Origin of the sequence: Bifidobacterium sp. WCA-178-WT-4B, from assembly GCF_009696495.1 — a bacterium.
In the GTDB taxonomy this organism is placed as follows: Bacteria; Actinomycetota; Actinomycetes; order Actinomycetales; family Bifidobacteriaceae; genus Bifidobacterium; species Bifidobacterium infantis.
Genome location: NZ_VULV01000002.1, coordinates 182,786 through 203,128 on the forward strand (window position 1 = coordinate 182,786; position 20,343 = coordinate 203,128).

At 58.0% G+C, this 20,343-nt stretch carries 20 protein-coding genes; 11 read left to right on the forward strand and 9 right to left on the reverse strand.

The window, feature by feature from the left end:
• Window positions 1-20: 20 nt before the first annotated feature.
• Complete coding sequence (locus FYJ31_RS02540) at window positions 21-1,289, forward strand: alkaline phosphatase family protein (RefSeq protein WP_154535894.1); 1,269 nt, start codon at window positions 21-23, stop codon at window positions 1,287-1,289.
• A gap of 9 nt (window positions 1,290-1,298) precedes the next feature.
• Here FYJ31_RS02540 and sepH read toward each other — a convergent pair whose 3' ends face one another.
• Window positions 1,299-2,390, reverse strand: a complete 1,092-nt coding sequence (gene sepH / locus FYJ31_RS02545; RefSeq protein ID WP_154535895.1) for a septation protein SepH — start codon at window positions 2,388-2,390, stop codon at window positions 1,299-1,301.
• Between the two features lie 158 nt (window positions 2,391-2,548).
• Between sepH and FYJ31_RS02550 the strand changes: the two genes are divergently transcribed.
• The 3 genes from FYJ31_RS02550 (at window position 2,549) to FYJ31_RS02560 (ending at window position 5,776) form a co-directional block, all read left to right on the forward strand.
• A complete protein-coding gene (locus FYJ31_RS02550; RefSeq protein WP_032745175.1) occupies window positions 2,549-2,842 on the forward strand; it encodes a DUF4193 domain-containing protein in 294 nt (97 codons plus the stop codon).
• Window positions 2,842-3,318: a dUTP diphosphatase gene (gene dut, locus FYJ31_RS02555; RefSeq protein ID WP_012577334.1), complete on the forward strand. Its 477-nt coding sequence runs from the start codon at window positions 2,842-2,844 to the stop codon at window positions 3,316-3,318. Before FYJ31_RS02550 ends, dut begins: the two co-directional genes overlap by 1 nt.
• A 133-nt stretch (window positions 3,319-3,451) precedes the next feature.
• Complete coding sequence (locus FYJ31_RS02560) at window positions 3,452-5,776, forward strand: RelA/SpoT family protein (RefSeq protein WP_195839417.1); 2,325 nt, start codon at window positions 3,452-3,454, stop codon at window positions 5,774-5,776.
• 94 nt (window positions 5,777-5,870) lie between these two features.
• Here the strand turns inward: FYJ31_RS02560 and FYJ31_RS02565 are convergent, their stop codons facing one another.
• Both FYJ31_RS02565 and FYJ31_RS02570 read right to left on the reverse strand, forming a co-directional pair.
• Window positions 5,871-6,410, reverse strand: coding sequence for a peptidylprolyl isomerase (locus FYJ31_RS02565; RefSeq protein ID WP_154535897.1), 540 nt, complete (start codon window positions 6,408-6,410; stop codon window positions 5,871-5,873).
• 115 nt (window positions 6,411-6,525) lie between these two features.
• Window positions 6,526-6,822, reverse strand: a complete 297-nt coding sequence (locus tag FYJ31_RS02570) for a hypothetical protein (RefSeq protein WP_014483669.1) — start codon at window positions 6,820-6,822, stop codon at window positions 6,526-6,528.
• A 442-nt stretch (window positions 6,823-7,264) separates the two neighbouring features.
• On the opposite strand from FYJ31_RS02570, the gene FYJ31_RS02575 reads away from it, so the two are divergent.
• The gene (locus tag FYJ31_RS02575; protein WP_154535898.1) at window positions 7,265-8,578 is read left to right on the forward strand and encodes a HipA domain-containing protein; all 1,314 of its coding nucleotides are present in this window, start codon (window positions 7,265-7,267) and stop codon (window positions 8,576-8,578) included.
• A gap of 60 nt (window positions 8,579-8,638) precedes the next feature.
• A complete protein-coding gene (locus tag FYJ31_RS02580) occupies window positions 8,639-9,481 on the forward strand; it encodes a Fic family protein (protein ID WP_012577339.1) in 843 nt (280 codons plus the stop codon).
• A 347-nt stretch (window positions 9,482-9,828) separates the two neighbouring features.
• Here FYJ31_RS02580 and FYJ31_RS02585 read toward each other — a convergent pair whose 3' ends face one another.
• Window positions 9,829-9,981, reverse strand: coding sequence for a hypothetical protein (locus tag FYJ31_RS02585; protein WP_154535899.1), 153 nt, complete (start codon window positions 9,979-9,981; stop codon window positions 9,829-9,831).
• A gap of 362 nt (window positions 9,982-10,343) precedes the next feature.
• Here FYJ31_RS02585 and FYJ31_RS02590 point away from each other — a divergent pair, with 362 nt between their 5' ends.
• Window positions 10,344-11,651, forward strand: a complete 1,308-nt coding sequence (locus FYJ31_RS02590) for an MFS transporter (RefSeq protein ID WP_012577341.1) — start codon at window positions 10,344-10,346, stop codon at window positions 11,649-11,651.
• 712 nt (window positions 11,652-12,363) lie between these two features.
• Here the strand turns inward: FYJ31_RS02590 and FYJ31_RS02595 are convergent.
• Entirely contained in the window at window positions 12,364-12,588 is a 225-nt protein-coding gene (locus tag FYJ31_RS02595; protein ID WP_060621619.1) for a hypothetical protein, read from the reverse strand.
• Window positions 12,589-13,091: 503 nt separating this feature from the next.
• Here FYJ31_RS02595 and FYJ31_RS02605 point away from each other — a divergent pair.
• Together FYJ31_RS02605 and FYJ31_RS02610 are read left to right on the forward strand one after the other, a co-directional pair.
• Window positions 13,092-14,279, forward strand: coding sequence for an IS256 family transposase (locus FYJ31_RS02605; protein WP_012577342.1), 1,188 nt, complete (start codon window positions 13,092-13,094; stop codon window positions 14,277-14,279).
• A 265-nt stretch (window positions 14,280-14,544) separates the two neighbouring features.
• Window positions 14,545-14,691: a hypothetical protein gene (locus FYJ31_RS02610; RefSeq protein ID WP_014484750.1), complete on the forward strand. Its 147-nt coding sequence runs from the start codon at window positions 14,545-14,547 to the stop codon at window positions 14,689-14,691.
• Window positions 14,692-14,719: 28 nt separating this feature from the next.
• Here FYJ31_RS02610 and FYJ31_RS02615 read toward each other — a convergent pair whose 3' ends face one another.
• Together FYJ31_RS02615 and FYJ31_RS02620 are read right to left on the reverse strand one after the other, a co-directional pair.
• Window positions 14,720-15,619 (reverse strand): hypothetical protein, encoded by a 900-nt coding sequence (locus FYJ31_RS02615; protein ID WP_077426128.1) that lies wholly within the window; start codon window positions 15,617-15,619, stop codon window positions 14,720-14,722.
• An 88-nt stretch (window positions 15,620-15,707) separates the two neighbouring features.
• Window positions 15,708-15,935, reverse strand: a complete 228-nt coding sequence (locus FYJ31_RS02620) for a hypothetical protein (RefSeq protein ID WP_014484752.1) — start codon at window positions 15,933-15,935, stop codon at window positions 15,708-15,710.
• Window positions 15,936-16,052: 117 nt separating this feature from the next.
• Here FYJ31_RS02620 and FYJ31_RS02625 point away from each other — a divergent pair, with 117 nt between their 5' ends.
• Both FYJ31_RS02625 and FYJ31_RS02630 read left to right on the forward strand, forming a co-directional pair.
• Window positions 16,053-16,244 carry an antitoxin VbhA family protein gene (locus tag FYJ31_RS02625; RefSeq protein WP_004222561.1) on the forward strand — a complete coding sequence of 64 codons (192 nt, stop codon included), beginning with the start codon at window positions 16,053-16,055 and terminating at the stop codon, window positions 16,242-16,244.
• 2 nt (window positions 16,245-16,246) lie between these two features.
• Entirely contained in the window at window positions 16,247-17,014 is a 768-nt protein-coding gene (locus FYJ31_RS02630; protein ID WP_154535901.1) for a Fic/DOC family protein, read from the forward strand.
• Window positions 17,015-17,169: 155 nt separating this feature from the next.
• Here the strand turns inward: FYJ31_RS02630 and FYJ31_RS02635 are convergent, their stop codons facing one another.
• Window positions 17,170-18,513: a tyrosine-type recombinase/integrase gene (locus tag FYJ31_RS02635; protein WP_032744195.1), complete on the reverse strand. Its 1,344-nt coding sequence runs from the start codon at window positions 18,511-18,513 to the stop codon at window positions 17,170-17,172.
• A gap of 595 nt (window positions 18,514-19,108) precedes the next feature.
• Window positions 19,109-19,657 carry a hypothetical protein gene (locus FYJ31_RS02640; protein ID WP_154535902.1) on the reverse strand — a complete coding sequence of 183 codons (549 nt, stop codon included), beginning with the start codon at window positions 19,655-19,657 and terminating at the stop codon, window positions 19,109-19,111.
• Window positions 19,658-20,343: the final 686 nt, after the last annotated feature.

Sequence of the window (20,343 nt, forward strand, 5' to 3'; positions counted from 1 at the left end):
TGCTACTTGAATGGGCAACTATGAGTGTTGAGACGCCGGATATGGACGAGTTGCTGCGGCTGGTGCCCACTGTGGGCTATGGGGATGACGTCCCGGCCGATCGGCGTGGGGGAGCGCTGCACCTGTCCGCCGTGCTGCCCGCCTTGTCCGCCGCCATCGGACATCCGACTCCCACCAAGGTCCACGCCGATCCCAAGGCCTGCCAGCACGCGTTGGGACTGCCCGACGCCGAATCGGCCATCGTGGTGCTCGTGGACGGCCTCGGCTTCTGGAACCTCGCCATGCGCCTCGGCCACGCGCCCTATCTGCGTTCGCTGATGAACGAAAGCGCCAATCAGCGTCCCGTCGCCACCTGCGCTCCAAGCACCACTGTGGCGGCCATGGCCGCATTCGGTACCGGAACCTGCCCGGGACTGACCGCAATGGCAGGCTATACGCAGCTCGAACCCGCCAGCCATAAGCTCATCCAACTCATCCAGTTCAAAGACGCGCTGGCAACCAGACCAGCCAATCCGCACATTCCTGCGCCGCCCATGGTCGATCCGTTCGACCTGCAGCGCGAGGAGACGGTGTTCGAGAAACTTGCGGCTCAAGAGGTGCGCGTCACGAGCTCGGGGTTGCCCAAGTTCTCCAGATCACCATTGACCGAAGCCGCATTGCGAGGCACCGACTATCAGGGCAACGTCACCCCACGTGATCGTGTGCTGGCCGCCTCACGCGCCTCACGCACCCCCGGCCTGACCTACCTGTACATCCGTGACGCCGACAAAGTCGGCCACAATTACGGGTGGGATTCCGAACACTGGGTGGCCGCATTCGAACATATCGACGCCCAGCTCGCGCTCCTGAAACGCAGCGCACCCAAAGGCACGCTGATCGTCATCGTGGCCGACCACGGCATGGTGCAAACCGACATGGACCAGCGGATTGACATCGCCGTTGAACCGCAGCTCACCCGAGGCGTGTCACTGGTCGGGGGAGAGCCGCGCTCGCTGATGCTGTATGCCGAGCCGGATGAACGACCTGAGGATATAGCTTGCCGATGGCGCGATCACCTGCAAGACCGAGCCTTGGTGCGGACCAGGGATGAGGCCATCGCGGACGGATTGTTTGGACCGGTCTGCGAGCGAGTCCGGCCGATGCTCGGCGATGTGGTCGTGCAGGCAGCGGGAGCCGTGACCCTCGTCGATTCGCGTACGCAAGGAGACAAAGCCACCCACCTGCCGAGCGTGCATGGCTCCCAAACGGCATTGGAAATGGATATTCCCTGCCTGATCGATATGGCCTGATTCGGAAATTCAGTCTCCGAACAGAATCTCGTCCCAGCTTGGTACGGCCGAACGTCCTGATTTACGCTTGGCCGGTTTGGCTGGCGCCTCGTGTTTGGTGGCGGCGGATTCGGCCGCCCGCTCCTGCTCGGTGGCTACCAGCTGTGCATTGGGGCCACGCCGTATGGTCTTGTCCGAAATATTGTCAGAACCCTGCTCTGGTGCCGTGGCAGGCGATTGCTGCAATCCTGCGGCAGATGACGAAACAGAGCTGGCGGTCTGCGAAGAGACCGGGCTGGGGGCCGTAGCGTCATGAGCCTGGTTCGTGGCCGGTGAGATGGACGTGGATAGGTCCACCGGGGGCATGGAACCTGTGGAAGTGACGGAGGGCCGGATCGCGGCAGGCCGTGCGGCCGGAATCGAAGGCGTAGGTGCCGCCCAAGCAGACACGGCGCGCTCGATACGCGCGGAACGTACGGAGTCGCCGGGCAGTTCAGGAATCGTCGGCTTGAGTTTGGAATCCGTGGCTGATTCCGGATTCTGTTCGCCGAGCAGTTTTCGAGCGGCATTGTTCAGGCTCATCACGGAATTGTCGTGCATATTCCACGTCCATTCGGCATGGATCTCACGGCCCGCGGAAGTGAATATCGCCACGATGCGCCAAGGCTCAAGTCCGCGCCGGGTGGATTTCCAGGTCACTGATTCCATGCCGATTCCAGCAGAGGCCAGCGTGCGTTCCACCAGTTCGCTGATGGTGCGCACCCTGCTGTCTTTGGGTGCCGCCACGGCAAGGAACTGTTCGATGGCATACTGTTTCTCGGTTTCCACAGCCATGGAGAAACGACGTACCAGCGTTTCGCTCAGATGATACTTCTCCGCGACACGGGCCGGATCGGCACCGGCGCGAATCAGCGACTGTATCTGGGAAATCGGCAAAGTGGACTGCTGATGCGGCTGGGGAGCCTGTCGCATCTCGCTTCTGACCTGCTTGGCCTCAAGAATCGCCCGTTCGAGCGTGTCGTCCACGCTCACAGCCATTTCCCCGCCGCCAATGGAGAATACAAGGTCCCCCGTCTTGCTCACGCGTACGAAACGGGCTTTTTCAAGCCGATCATCTGGCATATTCGCACCACTTTCCGTCGCAAAGACATTACTTCTTTTAAGTATGCCCCACGTGTCGAACTTTACGAGTATTTCAAATCGTGTATCCTATGGGCGAGTACGGCGCTGACCGTGCTATATATATCGACTTACGAACCAAAGACGACGAAAGGACCATGATGGCTCAGGATTATGATTCCCCCCGCAATAAGGATGAGGACGAGGAATCGCTGCAGGCGCTGGGGAAGTCCTCGCAGAACGCCTCGGGCGACATCGACGACGATGAGAACGCCATCGCCGAAGACTACGAACTGCCGGGCGCCGATTTGAGCAACGAGGATTCCTCGGTGACCGTCATCCCCATGCAGGGTGACGAGTTCATCTGCTCGCAGTGCTTCCTGGTCAAGCATCGTAGCCAGCTCGCCTACACGGACGAGGATGGCCAGCCGGTGTGTGAGGAGTGCGCCGCCTGATGGCGTTCGACGAGACCTACAACGAGCCCGAATCCACCGAGGTCCTGGTCAAAAGCCTCGACCCCGAACACCCGGCCCTGCTCCGGTACGCGCATGCGGGCGATGCCGGTGCCGACCTCATCACCACCGTCGATGTGACGCTGAAGCCTTTTGAACGGGCATTGGTGCCCACCGGCGTGGCCATCGCCCTGCCTGCGGGTTACGTGGCTTTGGTGCACCCGCGTTCGGGGCTGGCGGCCAAGCAGGGCGTCACCGTGCTCAACGCGCCTGGCACCGTTGATGCAGGCTACCGTGGCGAAATCAAGGTGCCGCTGATCAACCTCGATCCGAAGCACACCGCCGTCTTCCATCCGGGCGATCGCATCGCTCAATTGGTGATTCAGCGGTATGTTGAGGCTCGGTTCATCCCGGCCGAGACACTGCCCGGATCCGATCGCGCCGAACGCGGGTTCGGTTCGACGGGAGTGGCGTCCTGACCGGATTAGGCCGGTTGAATGACCAAGGTGATGACGGCAACAACGGTTGCGGAACCAATGATGGCGGGCGGGTGCGTGCGCATGGCACTGGTTCGCGGTTACAATGAACTTCATGACGAGGGAGGTGACTGGCATGGCAGAGATTGATGGCGAGCAGTACGCCGCCCGTAAACTGGGTTGCGAGATCAGCGCCGATCCGCTCAATCCGCTGGAACCAATCAAGAAAGTGTGCAAGTCCCACCATCCCGGTGAGGATTTGTCCATCCTCGACCGCGCGTACCGGCGCGCCGTCATCCAGCACTCTGCCCAGCGCCGCAAGTCTGGCGAACCATACATCATCCATCCGTTGGCCGTTTCCCAGATTCTCGCGGATCTGGGCATGGGGCCGATCGTGGTGGCGGCCGGTCTGCTGCATGACACGGTGGAGGACACCGACTACACGTTGGATCAATGCCGCGCCGAATTCGGCGACACCGTGGCCGGTCTGGTCGATGGCGTCACCAAGCTCAGCCAGCTTGAAGTGGGTGATTCCGCCCAAGCCGAAACCATTCGCAAACTCGTGGTGGCCATGAGCCGCGACGTGCGCACCCTGGTGGTCAAGCTCGCCGACCGCGTACACAACGCCCGCACCTGGCGTTACGTGAAAACCACGTCGGCACAGAGGAAGGCGCGTGAAACCCTCGACGTGTACGCGCCTTTGGCCAACCGACTCGGTATGAACGCCATCAAGACGGAGCTCGAGGAACTGAGCTTCAAGGTGCTCTACCCGAAGATCTACAACGAGATCGTGGTGCTGGTGGCTCGCCGAGCCGGCCAGCGCGATGTGTACCTGAAGCAGATTCTGGCAGAGATCAACGAGGATCTCGACGAGCAGAACATCAAGGCATACGTCACCGGCCGCCCGAAGGACTACTTCTCGATTTATCAGAAGATGATCGTGCGCGGGCATGATTTCGCGAACATCTACGATCTGGTCGGCGTGCGCATCATCGTCGACACCATTCAGGACTGCTATGCGGCGCTCGGTGCCGTGCATGCGCGGTGGAACCCGGTTCCCGGCCGATTCAAGGACTACATCGCCATGCCGAAGCTCAACATGTACCAGTCGCTGCACACCACGGTGGTGGGTCCGGGCGGCAAACCGGTCGAAATCCAGATTCGCACCTGGGACATGCACCGTCGCGCCGAGTTCGGCATCGCCGCGCACTGGAAATACAAGGAAAACGGCCAGGCCGGCCGCGCCCTGAGCTCGCCGGACAAGTCCGACCGCAGGCGTGACGAGAAGAACCAGGAGCTTTCCGAAGCCGACAATCTCAAATGGATTCAGCAGCTTGCCGATTGGACCAGCGAAACCCCCGACTCCAATGAGTTTCTGGGTTCACTCAAGGAGGATCTCGGCTCGTCCGAAGTCTACGTGTTCACGCCGAAAGGCAAGATCGTATCCCTGCCCGCTCATGCCACGCCCGTCGACTTCGCGTATGCCGTGCACACCGAAGTGGGTCATCGTACGATGGGCGCACGTGTCAACGGACGTCTGGTGCCGCTTGACACCACGCTCGACAATGGGGACACCGTCGAGATTCTGACGTCCAAATCCGATACGGCCGGGCCTTCGCGCGACTGGCTGAGTTTCGTCAAGAGTCCGAAGGCGCGCAACAAGATTCGCCAATGGTTCTCCAAGGAACGCCGCACTGAGGCCATCGAGGAGGGTCGCGACGAGCTGACCCGGGCGATGCGCAAACGCAACCTGCCGGTCAACACGCTGTTGACCCCGGAAGCGTTGGTGGGTGTGGCCGACGATCTCAACTTCCCGAACGCGGACGCCGTGTTCGCGGCCATCGGGGACGGTCAGGTCTCCACGCAGAACGTCATTTCGCATTTGGTCAAGGACGCGGGTGCCGACGAGGTCGATGAAGAGGTCGAGCAGGAGGTTCTGCCGCTCAAGCCCGTGGAGCGCAAGACTTCCAGCAGCTCCACCGGGGTATCCGTCAAGGGCGTGGGCGATGTGTGGATCAAACTCGCCCGTTGTTGCATGCCGGTGCCCGGTGATGACATCATCGGATTCATCACCCGCAACCAGGGTGTGTCCGTGCATCGCACCGATTGTCAGAATATGATCGACTTGAAGAGCAAGCAGCCCGAGCGTGTGGTCGAGGTCGAATGGACCAGCACCAAGGGTCTGTTCATGGTCAAGATTCAAGTCGAGGCATTGGATCGCCGCAACCTGCTGTCGGATGTGACGCGCGTGCTTTCCGATCATGGCGTGAATATCATCTCGGGTACGATCGCCACGGGTTCCGATCGAGTGGCCACCAGCCAGTTCAGCTTCGAGATGGCGGATCCGCAGCATCTCAACTCGCTGTTGGCTGCCGTGCGCAAGATTGACGGCGTGTTCGACGTATACCGCATCACCGGTGCCAAGGAATCCGCCGAACCCCGTCTGCGCAAGATGAAGTAGGGATGTGGGTGGCATACGGCGGGGCCCCGGTCCGAATCGTCGGATCGGGGCGCCCCGCCTTGTGGCACTTATGGCATGAAGGTATGGGCGGTTTTTACCGCTTCACTTCGATGGAGAGGATTCCTGCGGGCTCGGTCGGACGGTCGGACGAATCGGTGTCCAGTGCTTCGAGCTTGTCGACGACCTTCTTGGAGGCGTCGTCGGCGACTTCGCCGAAGATGGTGTGATGGCCGTTGAGCCAAGGGGTCGGCACGGTGGTGATGAAGAACTGCGAGCCGTTGGTCCCGTGGATTTTGCCGTCCATGCCACGGCGGAGCCCGGCATTGGCCATGGCCAACAGGTACGGCTTGTCGAATTGCAGGCCGGGGTCGATCTCATCGTCGAACTCGTAGCCAGGGCCGCCGGTACCGGTGCCCAGCGGGCAGCCGCCCTGGATCATGAAATCCTTGATGATGCGGTGGAAGGTCAGACCGTTGTAGAAGGGTTCATGGGAAGGCTGGCCGGTGTACGGGTCGGCCCATTCTTTCTCGCCGGTGGCGAGGCCCAGGAAGTTGGCCACGGTGTTCGGTGCCTTGTCGTCGAACAGGTTGATGGTGATGTCGCCCTCGGAGGCGCGCATGATGATGGTAGTCATGGTCTTAAGTGTCTCATGGGCTTGAGACCGGACAGTGGGTGCATGAGCTATGCTCCTTGTGGGACCTGCCCGGTTGTGAGGACTACTCTCGGGAGAGACATGATGTTCGGAGCGGTTATTTCCAGTTGAATGTGTAGCTTTGGTCCGGCTGTTCCTCGCCATGGGTGGTGACGGTCGGGATGTTGCCGTGCCAGGTGACGGTGAAGTTGCCCGAGCCTAATGATTTGCCGTCGTTGTGCAGATCCGTTTTGATTTCCGTGACGTTCTCGGAACCGATAACACCGGGATCGGTGTCCCAAGAGACTTTGACCGTGATGCTGCTTGGGCCGAAGAATATGGGCGAGCCGAGTTCGCTGATGGTCACTTCGCAGGTGCCGTCAGCGGATTTCGCGTTCACGATGCGATGCGACATATCCGTTTGCATCCATATGAGAGTGCAGCCTCCAGCCCAGATTAGCGCGATTGCGAGAATGATATGCTCAACGATGTGTGCCGCTTTATGTGAGTATCCTTCGGTCATAAATTCCCCACGCTCGTGTCATCATGCCATAGCCTTCAACCGGAGCCTTTTCATCGGTCGTTGAAAAGATGGTTGGCGATATCGCTCCGACCGCCGAAGCCGGACGGCACGTCACCCAAAGAGTTCTTAGCGAAGTCGAACAATCCCATGGTCATGCCTCTTTACCTTTGGGAAACCAATATGACTACCGTATCAGTTGTCGGCGTCATCGCCGAGGCTTGCGATTTGCGGAAGTGGCCCATATCCATGCATCGCGTCATGAAACGGGACGCCGTCTCGCGCGTAATTCGTGCCTGTAGAATCTTTAAAGACCAAGTTTGGAGGGAGCGGAATCATGCCACGCAAGCTGATCATGTGCGGGGACCATCCGGTTCTTGCGTTCGAATACGATCCCGAGTCCGGTCGCGCGTGCTCCTCTGGCGAGGTCCTTGACCATGATCGTCTGCCCCTGGAGTTCACCACGCACGGCAAGAGCGCGCTGTGTGCCAAGAGGATCGACGAATGGTGGAGGTCCCGCGCCATCCCCTCCACCCGCGACGGCATCCGCCGCGTGCTCGAATCGCTTGGCGCGGCATCGACCGACGAACTGCTCGACAGGACCTACGGGCTGAGCCTGTCGGACCAGTACTGGGTCAGACGCGAGGACGACCCGGCCGAATGGAAGGACGTCAACTTCTTCGACAATTCCTTCGACGAGGCGCTGGGCGAGATCCTGCTCACCTCGTACTCGTCGTCCCATGACATCAGCCTCAACGTCCCCGACGTGTCCACTGGCGGCGATCTTCCCAAACGCTGGACGATCGACAAAACCACCGGCAGGAGGCTGCTCGTCAAGTCGGGCCGCACGGGCCAGGAGCCGATGAACGAGGTCATCGCCTCGAGGCTCTGCATGCGATTGGGCGTTCCGGCCGTCCGGTATTCCCTGGCACGCAACGGCAACCGTCTGGTGTCCACATGCGCGGACCTGCTCTCCAATCATGAGGAGCTGGTCTCCGCCTGGCAGGTGCTCCAGTCCGTCAAAACCGTCAGCGGCCTCAACACGCATGACCAGTGGATCCGTGCCGCCGCCGGCTTCGGGGCCGACGGGCGGGCGGCGAGCGACGCGACCGACGATTGGCTCGTGGTCGATTACCTTATGCGCAACACCGACCGGCATTACAACAACTTCGGTCTGATCCGTGACATCGAGACCCTTGAGGTCCGTCCGGCCCCGATCTACGACACGGGAGCGAGCCTGTGGAGCGGCGAGCTCGATGTGGACGGCCGGGACTGGTTCGCCAAGCCGTTCTATACCGCGACCGGCAAGCCCTCGGCTTTGCGGCAGCTCAGACTTGTGGAGGATTGGGGCCGGTTCGACCTGGACGCCCTGTCGGACTGGCCCGACGAGGTGGCGCACGAGTTGTCGCGCATGCGCATGTTCGCGCCCGAACGCCTCGACGCCATCCGGGTACAGTTGGTAAAGCGTATCGGGATGCTCCGCAGAATCAGCGAAGGTGAGGTCCTTCGTGTTTCTGACCCGATTCGCAATAAAACGGATTTGATGGACAGATTCGGCGAGACGTTGCGGAAGAACCTTGGACAACGGGACGGGGATGCCAGAAGCGTCGGAACCGGACCGGATGCGTTGAGCCGTCATCTGAACCGCTAGCGCAACGAATCACTACTGGAATAATGGACTTTGCAACCGGAACACGAAAAGAGGAGCATGATGGCCAATCCCGAGCTGTCACGGCACATCCAGGCCCTTCCCGACGAGCTGAACGCCCTTGAAGGGGGACGGGAGATTTCCGAACACCTGCGGAGGGTCGACGCGCTGAAGGACCGGGCCCGCTCGCTGGAGCCGTTGGACGGTGTCGAGGACATGGCGTTGGCGGATTACGACCGCGACTGGCTGGTGCGCTACACCTACAACTCGAACGCCATTGAGGGATCCACGCTGACCCTGGAGGACACGTCGCTGGTGTTGGAGGGCGAGTTCGTCCCATCGGACTCGCCGGCCAGATACGTGTTCGCAGCGCGAGGGGTCGCTGACGGCATGGCCTACGTGCGCGAATATGCCAAGGAGGGGCGGAAGCTGAACGAGGAGCTGATCCGTCGTCTACACGAGGTGACCGCATTGGATCTCCAGCCGTTCGCCCGCGGCACGTTCCGTCCTTATGGCTATTTGGCGCGGATCACCGCCACCCGAGTCAAGACCGCGGACCCGCTGGAGATCCGCGACGACCTGCGATCCTTGATCGACGGGTTGGATGGCTGCGCAGCGCATCCGCTGCTCAGGGCCGCCGGTTTCCACGCGATGTTCGAGAACATCCATCCATTCATGGACGGCAACGGGCGGACCGGCCGCCAGCTGCTCAACTTCGTGCTGCTGCGGAACGGATACCGTCCCGTGGCCATCAAATACGATGCGGGTCGGTCATATGCGCGAGGCCTGGAGGCATGGCAGGTGGACGGCAAGCCGGATTCGTTCTGCTCCATTTTCCTAGACTGCGTGGAACAGGAGGAACAGACGCTCGTCGATCTGATCGAGCGGCTTCGCCATCTGAGATAGGTCGCAGGAACACTCGCATGCTTCTTTCGTGTGCGTCGGTAAGCCGCTGATATGCACAGAAGAATGAGATTATTCTTGGGTGCCTGTAGGTGCCTCGTGGAAAACGAGCGTAACCGGCAGGTTTCCCAAAAATCGAAAACCTTGGAATAAAGCAAAAAACAGTTGGCTACTATTATCATGCGAGGTGCGCATGATGATGGTAGTCATGGTTCCAAGTGTCTCATGGGCTTGAGACCGGGGAAGAGACGTGATTGCGGGAATGGCGCGGAGAGCCGTGGACTGGCTGCGGCCGATAGCCGGGAAGCCGAGCCACAGCGTGAAGCGTCATGCGAGTTGGCTCGCGATGATCAACGCGCCGGCAACGACCATGAGCGCCGAGAAGACACGCAGAAGAGTCCTTTTGCGTTCTCTTCCCGGTTTTTGGATCCAATCACGACGTATATCAGGACTAATCCGACGGCCAGCGGCACCAAGGCCAGTAGAAGCAGTGGCTTTTCCATGGCGCCTCCTTTCTGAACGCTGTGATTCAGAGATATCTTTAGCTAATCATGGGATATGGGCGGCTTGGCGCCGATTGGTGATGGGGCTCGATCCTGATGTTCGTCGGTGCCGGAATATGGTGCATTCCGTCAAATAGAGGTGGGCACTTGGATACGGTGTCGCTTTATTGGATTTCTTTGTTTCTATGGTTTGATTATGCCACGAGTCCAACAAAACGTTACCGGCCCCTGCTCATTATGGAGAAAAGGGTTACTTCGATATATATGATTATGCTTGGCATACTGAGCAAGTTTGTAAAGAACCAGTGCCGCCTAATCTTCTGTAGGATTCCAGTACTGGTAGGGTAAGGATAAATTATTAGATGAGTAATTCGTTAAAGCTCGTTTCTGCTCCTGTGCGCGAAAGCAGGTTGTGGGATATCCCAGGTTACGTGCCATGGTTCACGGCGGACAGCGCGACGGCCATCGGCGTGGCCCTGCGGTATCTGGCGGTCTCTCTGATCGGATACAAGCTCACCGGATCGACCACAGCAGCGGGTTGGTTGGGCTCGCTGGCCGCGATCGCACAGCAGGCGGCCGCCGTGTTCGGCGGGACATTCGCCGACCGTCACGATCGCAAGACACTGATCATCGTGAACGCGACAGCGGGCGTCATCTGTTGGGGGTCAGTCGCTGCGCTGCTCATGGCCGGCAAGCTGGTCTTCCCCGTGCTGCTTGCCATCGCGGTGTTCGAGTCTGCGGTCAACGGGTTTCTCGGCCCCGCCTCGGATGCGATGCTCAAATCCATCGTCGATATTCGCTCATATCCGAAAGCGCGCAGTCTCAACGAAGGCCGTGACGCGACCATCAACATGGCCGGCAGCCCAGTCGGCGGCCTGCTGTACGGCATCGCCCCGTGGTTGCCGTTCCTGTCGGCTGCGGTCATGTACCTGCTGGCAGGCGTGGCTGCGACACGTATCCGAGTCGGCGGAAATCCGCGGAACGGCAGCGATAGCGGCAACGGCGATAGCGACGATGACGGTGGGAAAGCGGGCGGCGCGTCATTTTTCCGTGATTTCGCCGAAGGATGGTCGTGGTCGCTGCACCGCAGGATGCTGGTGTTGACGATGGTGTCGTCCGCGCTGGCGAATTTCGGGGTCAATGGCTTCCAGTATGCGATTCAGCTGCATCTGATGCGCACCGGCGTGAACGCGACGCTCATCGGATTCGTGAATACGGGCGTATTCCTCGCGATGCTGGCGGGTGCGTTCATCGCCGGACGGATCAGCGATACCGCACCGGTCGGGCCGGTGACATGCTGCGGATTCGTGTTCATCTGCATCGCTTCGCTGCCGATGCTGCTGACCGACAACTACTGGGTGCTGCTTATCGCCAACGCCGTGATGTGCCTGCCGTTCCCGATCATCAACGCGTTGCAGCTCGGGTTCATTTTCGGTAAGACGCCCGACACGATGCAGGGGCGTATCACCGTGACGCTTACCGTACCGGCCCAGGCACTGTCCGCGTTCTGCTCAGCGACGGCCGGAAGTCTGTTGCCCGCTTTCGGATTCAGCGGGACTATGCTGGTGTTCTGGGCGGTGATGCTCGTCAGTATGCTGCTAATCGTCAGTTCGCGCAGCCTGCGCACCATTCCACGCGCCGACCAGTGGGATCGCACACCGCTGGAGTAGCCGCGGACGGCCACCAACCATGGGGACTATGCACCGCTGCGCGCTGCTCTCCGCACACGTCTTCCATTCCGCAAACCGGCTGCGCTGACAGGACTATGAGTGCGGTCAGTTTGCGGCAGTCAGTTTGGGAAGAACTCAAAATCTCGATTCAGCAGGCTCAAATCACGAGTTTTCAGATTGTGGTCTGGAAAACTCGGTGGAAGAGGCTGATCCCGGGAGAAATTGAGAAATCCGGATGTCCGTTTGCGCGACCGATTCTATGAAAACTTCCGGATGCGCGCGGGAGTTTAGCGCGAAACATGAATCCGGCGAAGTTCTCCCGGGAACGGCTTCAAGGTCGATTTTTGAGAATCGCGGAATTCCAACGTTTTTGTTGAGAGATTATGCATGAGAGTACCGGATTCTCGTAAACTCCCGCGTCCGGCACGGGAGTTCAGCGGCGAATTCCCGAAGTCAGCGTAAACTCCCGCAGAATCTGGGAGATTATGGCCCGACGAGGTCTACCAGAACGAACTCCCAGATTGGCCGCCGTTCAGCCAGACGAAAACGACCCAGCACCGGCGGAATCGAACAAACAAGCGCCACAACCACCATCAAGCAGTCGGCAACGTCATTATGAGCTGATAGGAACCAACCTTCTTGTCCGTCATCCCAGTAAACGTTGCGTTAGTTGACATGTCAGGGTATTATTCTCGAACAGTGTGTAAACACACTATTCACGTATACCTCTGGCGTGTCCGGCGATGGGATGCCCGCGGCGGATATCGGACACGATCTTCCCGATCCGGCACTGTTCCCGGACCACGCAGTCCGCGACCATGCACGCCAGGGGAACCGGATCGCCGTACGCCTGCCACTGCTCGAGCCGTCCGGCGTAGGTGCTGCCGGCATCATGCCTGATGGCGATGGGCTCGTACCCCGCCTGCATGAGCATCATGTTGAGGATCTGGCGTCCGGTACGCCCGTTGTCGTCGGCGAACGGGTGGATGTTTTCGAGTGCCTCCGCGGGGGCGCGCTCCGACGGGGGGTAACATCATCGGAAAGTCCGCCGGAAACGGCGGACTTTTCCATATCCGCCTCCGCATCGTCCGAAACGCCCATTCTCCTCATCAGAGAATCATCAAGAAGTTGTTCCGTGCTTACTTTCAAGAATCTTGATGCATTAACCAGGTCGTATACAGACCAGCCTGTTTTCCCCGACATCTTTAGGGACATGGCCGAACGGCCAATTCCCATCGCTTCGGCCAAGCTGGACTGCGAATAACCATAAGCCGTCAATAGCATTTTGACATTGAAGGTGATTGTCGACTCCAGCTGCTTTTGATAACGCCCGGTTTGTTGCGCACTTTGGTTGAGGTCTGAATGAAGGGACATGGTCCGTCGCCGGGGTACGATTTCAGTCGCCAAACATAAAACCGCTATGGAAAGAGGCGACGAACCATGTCGAACCAGATTCTACAGGTCGACGAGAACATGCTCGAGACGAAGCTGGACCGTCTCGTGTCCCGGAAGGGCGAGGAGCTGTTGAACGCGATGCTGGACGCGGAGGCCGACGAGATCACCGGGGCCGCGAGATACGAGCGTGCGTCCGGTCGGAGGGCCTACCGTGCGGGCCACTACGAGCGGAACCTGACCGTGAAGGCCGGGACGATGACGCTCAGGGTGCCGAAGCTGAAGGGCGCGGTCTTCGAGTCGGCGGTCATCGAACGCTACCGGCGTCGCGAGCAGAGCGTCGAGGAGGCGCTGATCGACATGTACCTGGCCGGCGTCAGCACGCGTCAGGTCGACGACATCAGCCGCCTGCTGTGGGGCGAGCGGATGCCCTCCCAGACGCTCTCCGACAAGCTCAAGCGCGTGTACGAGGACATCGATCAATGGCGGAACCGTCCCCTGGCGGCCCATTCGTACCCGTACCTGTTCGTGGACGGCGTGTGGCACAAGCGCACGTGGGGCGGGTCGGTCGAGAACGTGAGCGTGCTGGTCGCCATCGGCGTGGACGACACCGGCCACCGTGAGGTCGTCGGCGTCGCGGAGGGCATGAAGGAGGACAAGGCCAGCTGGGAGCAGTTCGTCAGGAGCATGATCGAACGCGGTCTCAGGGGCGTGCGGCTCGTGGTCGGCGACCGGTGCGCCGGGCTCGTCTCCACCGTGAACTCGATGCTGCCGGACGCGCGCTACCAGCGGTGCATGGTCCACTTCATGCGCAACGTCCTGTCCAAGGTCAGCCACAAGCACGCGGCATGGGCCGCGTCCGCCCTGAAGGCCGTGTTCGCCATGGAAAGCCGGCAGGCCGCGTTGGAGAAGGCCGAACAGGTCGCCACCGAAATGGAGTCCAAGGGGCTGAAGGCCGCCGCCTCCTGCCTCAGGGAAGGCATCAGCGAGACCACGACCTACCTGCTCGACGACTATCCCGTCGAGCATCGGCGGCGGATCCGCACGAACAACATGATCGAACGGCTCAACCGCGAGATCCGCCGGCGCACCAGAGTGGTCGGCAGCTTCCCGGACGGCAGGAGCGCGCTCATGCTCGTCTGCGCCAGGATCCGCTACGTCACCGCCAACCAATGGAGCGCACGCCGCTACCTGGACATGTCCCGGCTCGACGGCATCATGCAATCAACCGACTGAAGTTGTCCTCCCGGCAACGGGCCGAACCGCTTTTGCGCAAGAATTCGGGCGTTATCCATTGCCGTTCTGGGACAGGCTGTAACGGATCGCCACCTAGGTCACGCTCTCATCGTCCGCGTCGGTCATGCCATTCGCTGTAGGAAATCCCTAACGATTGAATCCCACTGCGCGTCGGTCAGAATACTTTCGCCCGCGCGTCATATGAGCCATTAGGCCGATATACTCTGAGTATACCAATTCCATGAAGTAGCGAGGAGAACAGGTCATGCCGACTTTGGAATGGATGGGAAAGAACAAGGTGGTCGCCTACCACCGTCAGGTGCCGTACCGTGTTCTTGACCGCGTTCCTGAAAAAAGCGTCCTGGATTCACGTGGATCCGATTGCGGTATATTGTTTTTTGGTATTTACTGATTTCAGTATTTCCGTATTCCGGTATTGCTTATTTGTCTACATTTTTTTGGTAAACGTAGACTTCGTCATTAACTGGAATGTATCCCTTCAGGATTTTATCCTTACGAATTTCCTTCCCGATTATCTTGGACGAATAGGCCAGTAGATAATCAAGAGTCGCCTGATACGGTTCGAGTATGAAGATGCATCGGCTCAGCGACTCCAGGTAATGAAGCTGCTTTCTGCATTCCCTCTTATTGAACCAATGGCGCCATCTTATCGAGAACTTCTTTTGCTCACTCTGCGAAGAGTCATAGATAAGCGGAAATGGTAATGGTTTCAAACCTGGTTCAGCCATTCCGTTGCGAAAATACTTATGCCACTTGCGCGACAATGAGGGGAATCTGATTTTAATCCATGCTCTTTGTGCCCAGGTTGGGGATACGCGTGCTGCCGGAAGCGTTATAAAACATTCATCGTAGAATATGGAATTCTTATATATGGCTTCCCATATCGGCATACGTCCTTCAGCGTCTTTCATGGTCTGATTAACTCGGTCGGCCCATTTGCGGAATTCCTCATATACAGAAGAGGCCAACCCGAGGAAGAAACCAAACAGTGCGCTGAAGAAATTCTGGAAAACCGGATTCGAATCATCTGGAATCAAGAAAATGTCAATCAGGCAAATGGCGCTCAGCCCGACGGCAATCGCAGCCGGTCTAATGCGGCGGATCCGTCGTCTATAGAAATCCGGATTCATATTCAGCAACTTGCCCAAGTCGTTAATCAAACATCCCGAAGCGGACTCAGGATACACCTTTATATCGCTGGCTGAATCCGCGGTCTGGTTTCCTCCATCGGTGTCATGTCTATCGAAAGCGTCCATGCCGAATACTGTCTTGTATGAGATGGGATTCTCCTTACCGAGATAAATAAGCGAAACCATCATACATAACTTTCTGATTGACGCTCATTCCGTCCAAAACGATATAAGCAGTCTCAAAGCGCGATCACCATCGGTTCGCGGGTCTTCTCGTTCATCGGTTTCTCCTTGTCTCGGTTTTCCAGTGTTTCCATATCCCGGTTTTTCGGTATGTAGTTCTTTCGGTATTTCGGTTTTTAGGTAAAACGGTTTCCCGGTTTTCACCGGTTCCGGTATCCCGCTCCAGCAGGATCTTCCTGAGCCTTTCCACCTCGTCCCGGAGCTTGCCGATCTGATGCTCCTTCTGGGCGATGACGGTGCGGTGGCGTGCCTGACGTGTCATGCGTGGCATCTGGCGAAAGGATTGCGACTGGAATGAAGGACTTTAGGAGCGGAATCAGGCGCGGCTCCGTCTAAGGGCCGTCGGTTTTGCTAGAATCTAAAGAGAAAAGGAGGTGCAATGTTCGGAACGATATCTGAATCCGAGATGCGCCGCCGCACGGAGAACGTCGGACTGTCGGTGCAGTCCGTGCGGCTGGAAGGCGGTGACGTGACGAGGGCCTTCATACGCGATGCCGGAGAATATGCGCGGGGGAGCATCGGCAGCGCCGAGCTTCTTTCCCGCACCCGTCGCCGTTACGGACTGGAGTGACGATGGCGCGTGTCTTCGATCCCTACCTGATTCCGGGAACGAACGTGCTGCGGAACCTTGTGGGCGCCACGGACAAGGATGCGCTGGCGGCTGCGGAGAACGATCTCTGCTCCGCCCGCGCCGCCATTCTGAGAGAGAATCTCCCACCTGCGGAGGGGACGCTGGAACAGCTTCGCCGCATACACCGGTTCCTCTTCCAGGACGTGTACGACTGGGCGGGGGAGATACGAACCATCGACATGGGCAAGGGCGAGGGGCTTCCCTTCCAGCCATTGGAGCTGTTCAGCATGGGGGTTCGCTACTCCGAGGAGGTGCTTCGCGCCGACGATCTTCTCAAGGGTCTCGGCCATGACGAATTCGTAAAGCGTCTGAGCGTCAGCTACAACAACTTCAACATCCTTCACCCGTTCCGTGAGGGCAACGGACGGACGCAACGCATTTTCTGGGAGATCATCGCGCGGGAGGCCGGCTGGCATTTCGACTGGGGACTCATCGACAAAAGGACGAACGATCAAGCCTCGATCGCGGGGATGCAGCGAAACGATCTGCGTCCTCTCGAGGATATGTTCAGAAGAATCGTCAAGCCGTTGTCAGAACCGTTAACCATGTCGAATGATCTGGCCCATCTTGGTGAGTATACGCAACCGGCGAACAAGGCATACGACATGTCTCCCGCACAGAGACAACATGTGTGCGAGCATTACTCCTATCAGCGTGCCATCGTTCCTCCAGGGCAGGAGAAGCCGAAACTCAGGCACAGGTCGAGATGATTTTCGGATAACGCCTCACGTATCTAAGTGTTGCGACGGCAGATGCCGCAACGCTTAGATGCGTGGGCCTGTTCCGTTTGATGCCGGTCTCCACCGGTTTTGGTTTTTCATTATTTCGGTTTTTCGGTTTTTCGGTTTTTCGGTTTTGGGTATGCTTATCCGGACTGGCTCCGCCCGTCTCCGTCGTCTTCGAGCTCTTCCAGTCTTCTTCGGAGTCCGGCGACGGTCTGTCGCAGCTGGTCGATTTCCTCTTCCTTCTGGGCTATCTGCGCCTTGATGCCGGCCGGATCCCCGGCGGGGAGATATTCGAGCGCCAGTCGTTCGGCGACGTCGCGCCTGTGTCTCGGCACCACGCGTTGGTAGCATCGGACGGCCACGTCGACGTCCACATGGCCGAGCTCGTCCATGGTCTCGCGCAGTGTGCCGCCCTGGATCATGAACATCGTCGCGTGTGTCGCGCGCAGGGAGTGGAACGTCACGTCCTCGCGGTTGATTCTTTTCCTCGCGGTGCGGAACTGCCGTTGGATCGTCGTCGGGTTCAGGACCCGTTCCGGGTGCCTGATCGCGTGGAAGAGCATCGTGTCGGGATCCCTGTCGGGACAGAACCTGTCGATATGTTCCCTGATGAGACGGCAGACCGGTGCGGGGATGGGTACGACTCGGTGGCTTTCCGGGGTCTTCGTCTCGTCGAGCCGGTATTCGCCCAGATCGTCCGGACCTTGCGTCACGGAATGCCGCACGTACAGCAGTCTGTGGTCGAGGTCGATGTCCCTAAGTTGCAGTCCGCAGACCTCTCCGATGCGCAGCCCGCCCACCAGCAGCGCGAGATGGATCGACAGGCGGTAGTATTCCGGGAAGCCCTCGACCAGCGTGTCGATCTCCTGCCTGGTCATCGGCGCCTGCTCGCGTCTTTTGGACGGTCTCTTCCTCGTGACGAGATTGCATGGATTCGAGGACAATAGTGGCGGACCTCCGTCCGGCTGCCGCTCGGTCGCGGCCCTCATCAGGCGCTTGAGCAGCCAGACCGCGTGCTCGAGCGCGGAGGGACGCACCTCGTCGCATGCCTTCGCGTACCATTCGTTGACGAATTCCTCGGTGATGTCGCACATGGGCGTCTCGCCGAACCAGGGGAGCAGTTTGTCCAACGCCGCCTTCTGGATCCGCTTGCTTCTGCCGCTCAGCTCCGACCCGTCCTTCTTCCGCAGGTTGGCGACGAAACGCGTCGCGTATGAGGAGAACAGGACCCTGCCGTGCATCGTCCTTGCAGACGGGTGCGTCCACCTGCGGATTCCCTTTTTATGGTCGATGACGAGCGCGTGCTCCTCGTCGAGCCAGCGGTACGCCTCGGTCTGGAATTCCAATCCGAATCGGCGGTAGATTCTTTGCCTGGGATTGACGGGACTCTGGTATCGGGCCTGCCAGGAGACGATCCTTCCGTCCGCGTCCTTGCAGGCGACGACGCATCCCCATTTCCGTCTTTTCCTGTCTCCATTGGACATCGGTTGTTTTGTCTTTCTCTACTTCTTGAAAAACCATTAGAAGAAAGAGTAATTGCCTACGCCGGTGATTTTGAATAAGGTGCTATCCTTCGACCGTGGGGATTCTATCTTTCGGGAAAATCGGGATTGTTCAGGGCTCTTGGAGTGGTTTTGACTGGAATTTCAACAATCTTCAGTGATCTGTTTCCTGATGTCACATCCCAAAGAAGAAGCATCATGCGCATGTCACCTTCGGAGGTGCGCATGATAACTGTAGTCATGGTCCCCAGTGTCTCATGGGCTTGAGACCGGGTGGGAATGCTGTGGCTCTTGCTTATCGTGCGTATGAGCCGCAAGCGCTATGCCAACACTTGCGGCTCACATTATAGATAAAACTAGTCTGGCTTTACCGGACAGATTTGGTTGTCTAATTATTGTTATTACTCTTTATGGGAGGATAGCCGTAATATACGGAATCGTAATGCGGTGAAGAAGTATTGTACTTTAACAATGTATATGATTCTGCCTCACCAACTTTTGTAATACTTTTTGCTAGACTGGCTGGTGTATTCATGGCTCCAGCGTCAACTTTACTGCTGTCACTAGCAATTGAATTTCAAATTTTTGAAGCGAAAGTAGAACAGTTGTTAAGATAGCCCCATTTATCGTTATTTTTAATATTAGAATTCACTGTATCTAAATCAATTTGCCTTAAGGGTAATTGAATGGAAACATTCTGAAGATTAATACCATTGGAATTAAGCTTCGAATCAAGATTGAGCCACAGACCCTTATATTCTCTACTGACATCTACGGATTCATCCCAAGTGCTTGCTGTTATAGATTTACCATCAGCAACGTTAATCCCAGCAATGTCTGCCGTAGAGCCAGACAGGTTTGTGATCATAAGCCAAGAATGACCGAGATTCGTGAAACTAGATGACGAGCCGGATCCTGTAGTAGAATAAATCCGCAGTAAAGCTACAGCCTCTGCATCGCACGTTTTGTAATTAGCACCCCGAGAAGGAGATGAGATAATTCTCAGATCTTCGTTATCTGAGGCTTTCTCAAAATCTTCCAGAGAAGCATTAGACGGAAAGCTGGATAGGGTAGGACTCCTATAGGGAGTTTCCATAGATTCTGCTGCCGACGCATTTACTGTCACAGTTCCAGCCAATATTACAGATACTAGAGCAGTGACAATTTGTTTGAGTTTCTTTATTTATTTCTCCTTTTTGTCAGGAATAAAATAGTTTCGACAGCACCAGCAGCGATAAGGAAGGGGACTGCTCGTAAAAAATAAAGGTATGAAGGAAAGCTAGACACGTATTCCGGATACAGGTAGTCAAAAATAAAGCCGCTTACTGTGCGTAGGAGTCCGGTACCCACTAGGAGACCTGCAAGAATGTGGCAAATTCGGCACATATTGACTCGATTCTCGAACTGCGGAGGAGTGAGTCCTATTGTAGTAGGGCTTACCGGAGAGGCCAGGCCCAGTTCAAGGAGCGGAAGGCTTGCGTCGCTCCTGCGGAATCGACGAGAAAGTGTTCCAGCCTCCTGGTGAAGAGCCACGAGCACCCTGCTTGGGGACCCGACATCATCGATGTACGACATACGGCATCTACGACTTCGCCTGGTTCGTGCAGACGCTTGAAAGAGCGAGGGTCATACAGGCCTCGTGGAGGCGCGCGTCTTCTCCTTTGTGGGCGTTTGGGTTTTTCTGGTGGTGGTCTTGATGGACCGGCGTGTGCCTCTGGAATGATGATATGGAGGTTTCATTATATCGTCCGCCGTCTGGCTGGGTTGCATTCGCGGGGGATTGGCGCTATTCTGTAACAGCGAAATAAGCTG

Bases quoted from the DNA above. Each gene is read 5' to 3' on its own strand.
- FYJ31_RS02560 (WP_195839417.1), top strand. From the start codon at position 3,452: ATGGCAGAGATTGATGGCGAGCAGTACGCCGCCCGTAAACTGGGTTGC.
- FYJ31_RS02550 (WP_032745175.1), top strand. From the start codon at position 2,549: ATGGCTCAGGATTATGATTCCCCCCGCAATAAGGATGAGGACGAGGAA.
- FYJ31_RS02605 (WP_012577342.1), top strand. From the start codon at position 13,092: ATGTCGAACCAGATTCTACAGGTCGACGAGAACATGCTCGAGACGAAG.
- FYJ31_RS02570 (WP_014483669.1), bottom strand. From the start codon at position 6,822: ATGTCGCATCGCATCGTGAACGCGAAATCCGCTGACGGCACCTGCGAA.
- FYJ31_RS02610 (WP_014484750.1), top strand. From the start codon at position 14,545: ATGCCGACTTTGGAATGGATGGGAAAGAACAAGGTGGTCGCCTACCAC.
- FYJ31_RS02565 (WP_154535897.1), bottom strand. From the start codon at position 6,410: ATGACTACCATCATCATGCGCGCCTCCGAGGGCGACATCACCATCAAC.
- FYJ31_RS02585 (WP_154535899.1), bottom strand. From the start codon at position 9,981: ATGGAAAAGCCACTGCTTCTACTGGCCTTGGTGCCGCTGGCCGTCGGA.
- FYJ31_RS02595 (WP_060621619.1), bottom strand. From the start codon at position 12,588: ATGATGCTCATGCAGGCGGGGTACGAGCCCATCGCCATCAGGCATGAT.
- FYJ31_RS02625 (WP_004222561.1), top strand. From the start codon at position 16,053: ATGTTCGGAACGATATCTGAATCCGAGATGCGCCGCCGCACGGAGAAC.
- dut (WP_012577334.1), top strand. From the start codon at position 2,842: ATGGCGTTCGACGAGACCTACAACGAGCCCGAATCCACCGAGGTCCTG.
- FYJ31_RS02590 (WP_012577341.1), top strand. From the start codon at position 10,344: ATGAGTAATTCGTTAAAGCTCGTTTCTGCTCCTGTGCGCGAAAGCAGG.
- FYJ31_RS02630 (WP_154535901.1), top strand. From the start codon at position 16,247: ATGGCGCGTGTCTTCGATCCCTACCTGATTCCGGGAACGAACGTGCTG.
- FYJ31_RS02540 (WP_154535894.1), top strand. From the start codon at position 21: ATGAGTGTTGAGACGCCGGATATGGACGAGTTGCTGCGGCTGGTGCCC.
- FYJ31_RS02620 (WP_014484752.1), bottom strand. From the start codon at position 15,935: ATGACACGTCAGGCACGCCACCGCACCGTCATCGCCCAGAAGGAGCAT.
- FYJ31_RS02580 (WP_012577339.1), top strand. From the start codon at position 8,639: ATGGCCAATCCCGAGCTGTCACGGCACATCCAGGCCCTTCCCGACGAG.
- sepH (WP_154535895.1), bottom strand. From the start codon at position 2,390: ATGCCAGATGATCGGCTTGAAAAAGCCCGTTTCGTACGCGTGAGCAAG.
- FYJ31_RS02575 (WP_154535898.1), top strand. From the start codon at position 7,265: ATGCCACGCAAGCTGATCATGTGCGGGGACCATCCGGTTCTTGCGTTC.
- FYJ31_RS02615 (WP_077426128.1), bottom strand. From the start codon at position 15,619: ATGATGGTTTCGCTTATTTATCTCGGTAAGGAGAATCCCATCTCATAC.
- FYJ31_RS02635 (WP_032744195.1), bottom strand. From the start codon at position 18,513: ATGTCCAATGGAGACAGGAAAAGACGGAAATGGGGATGCGTCGTCGCC.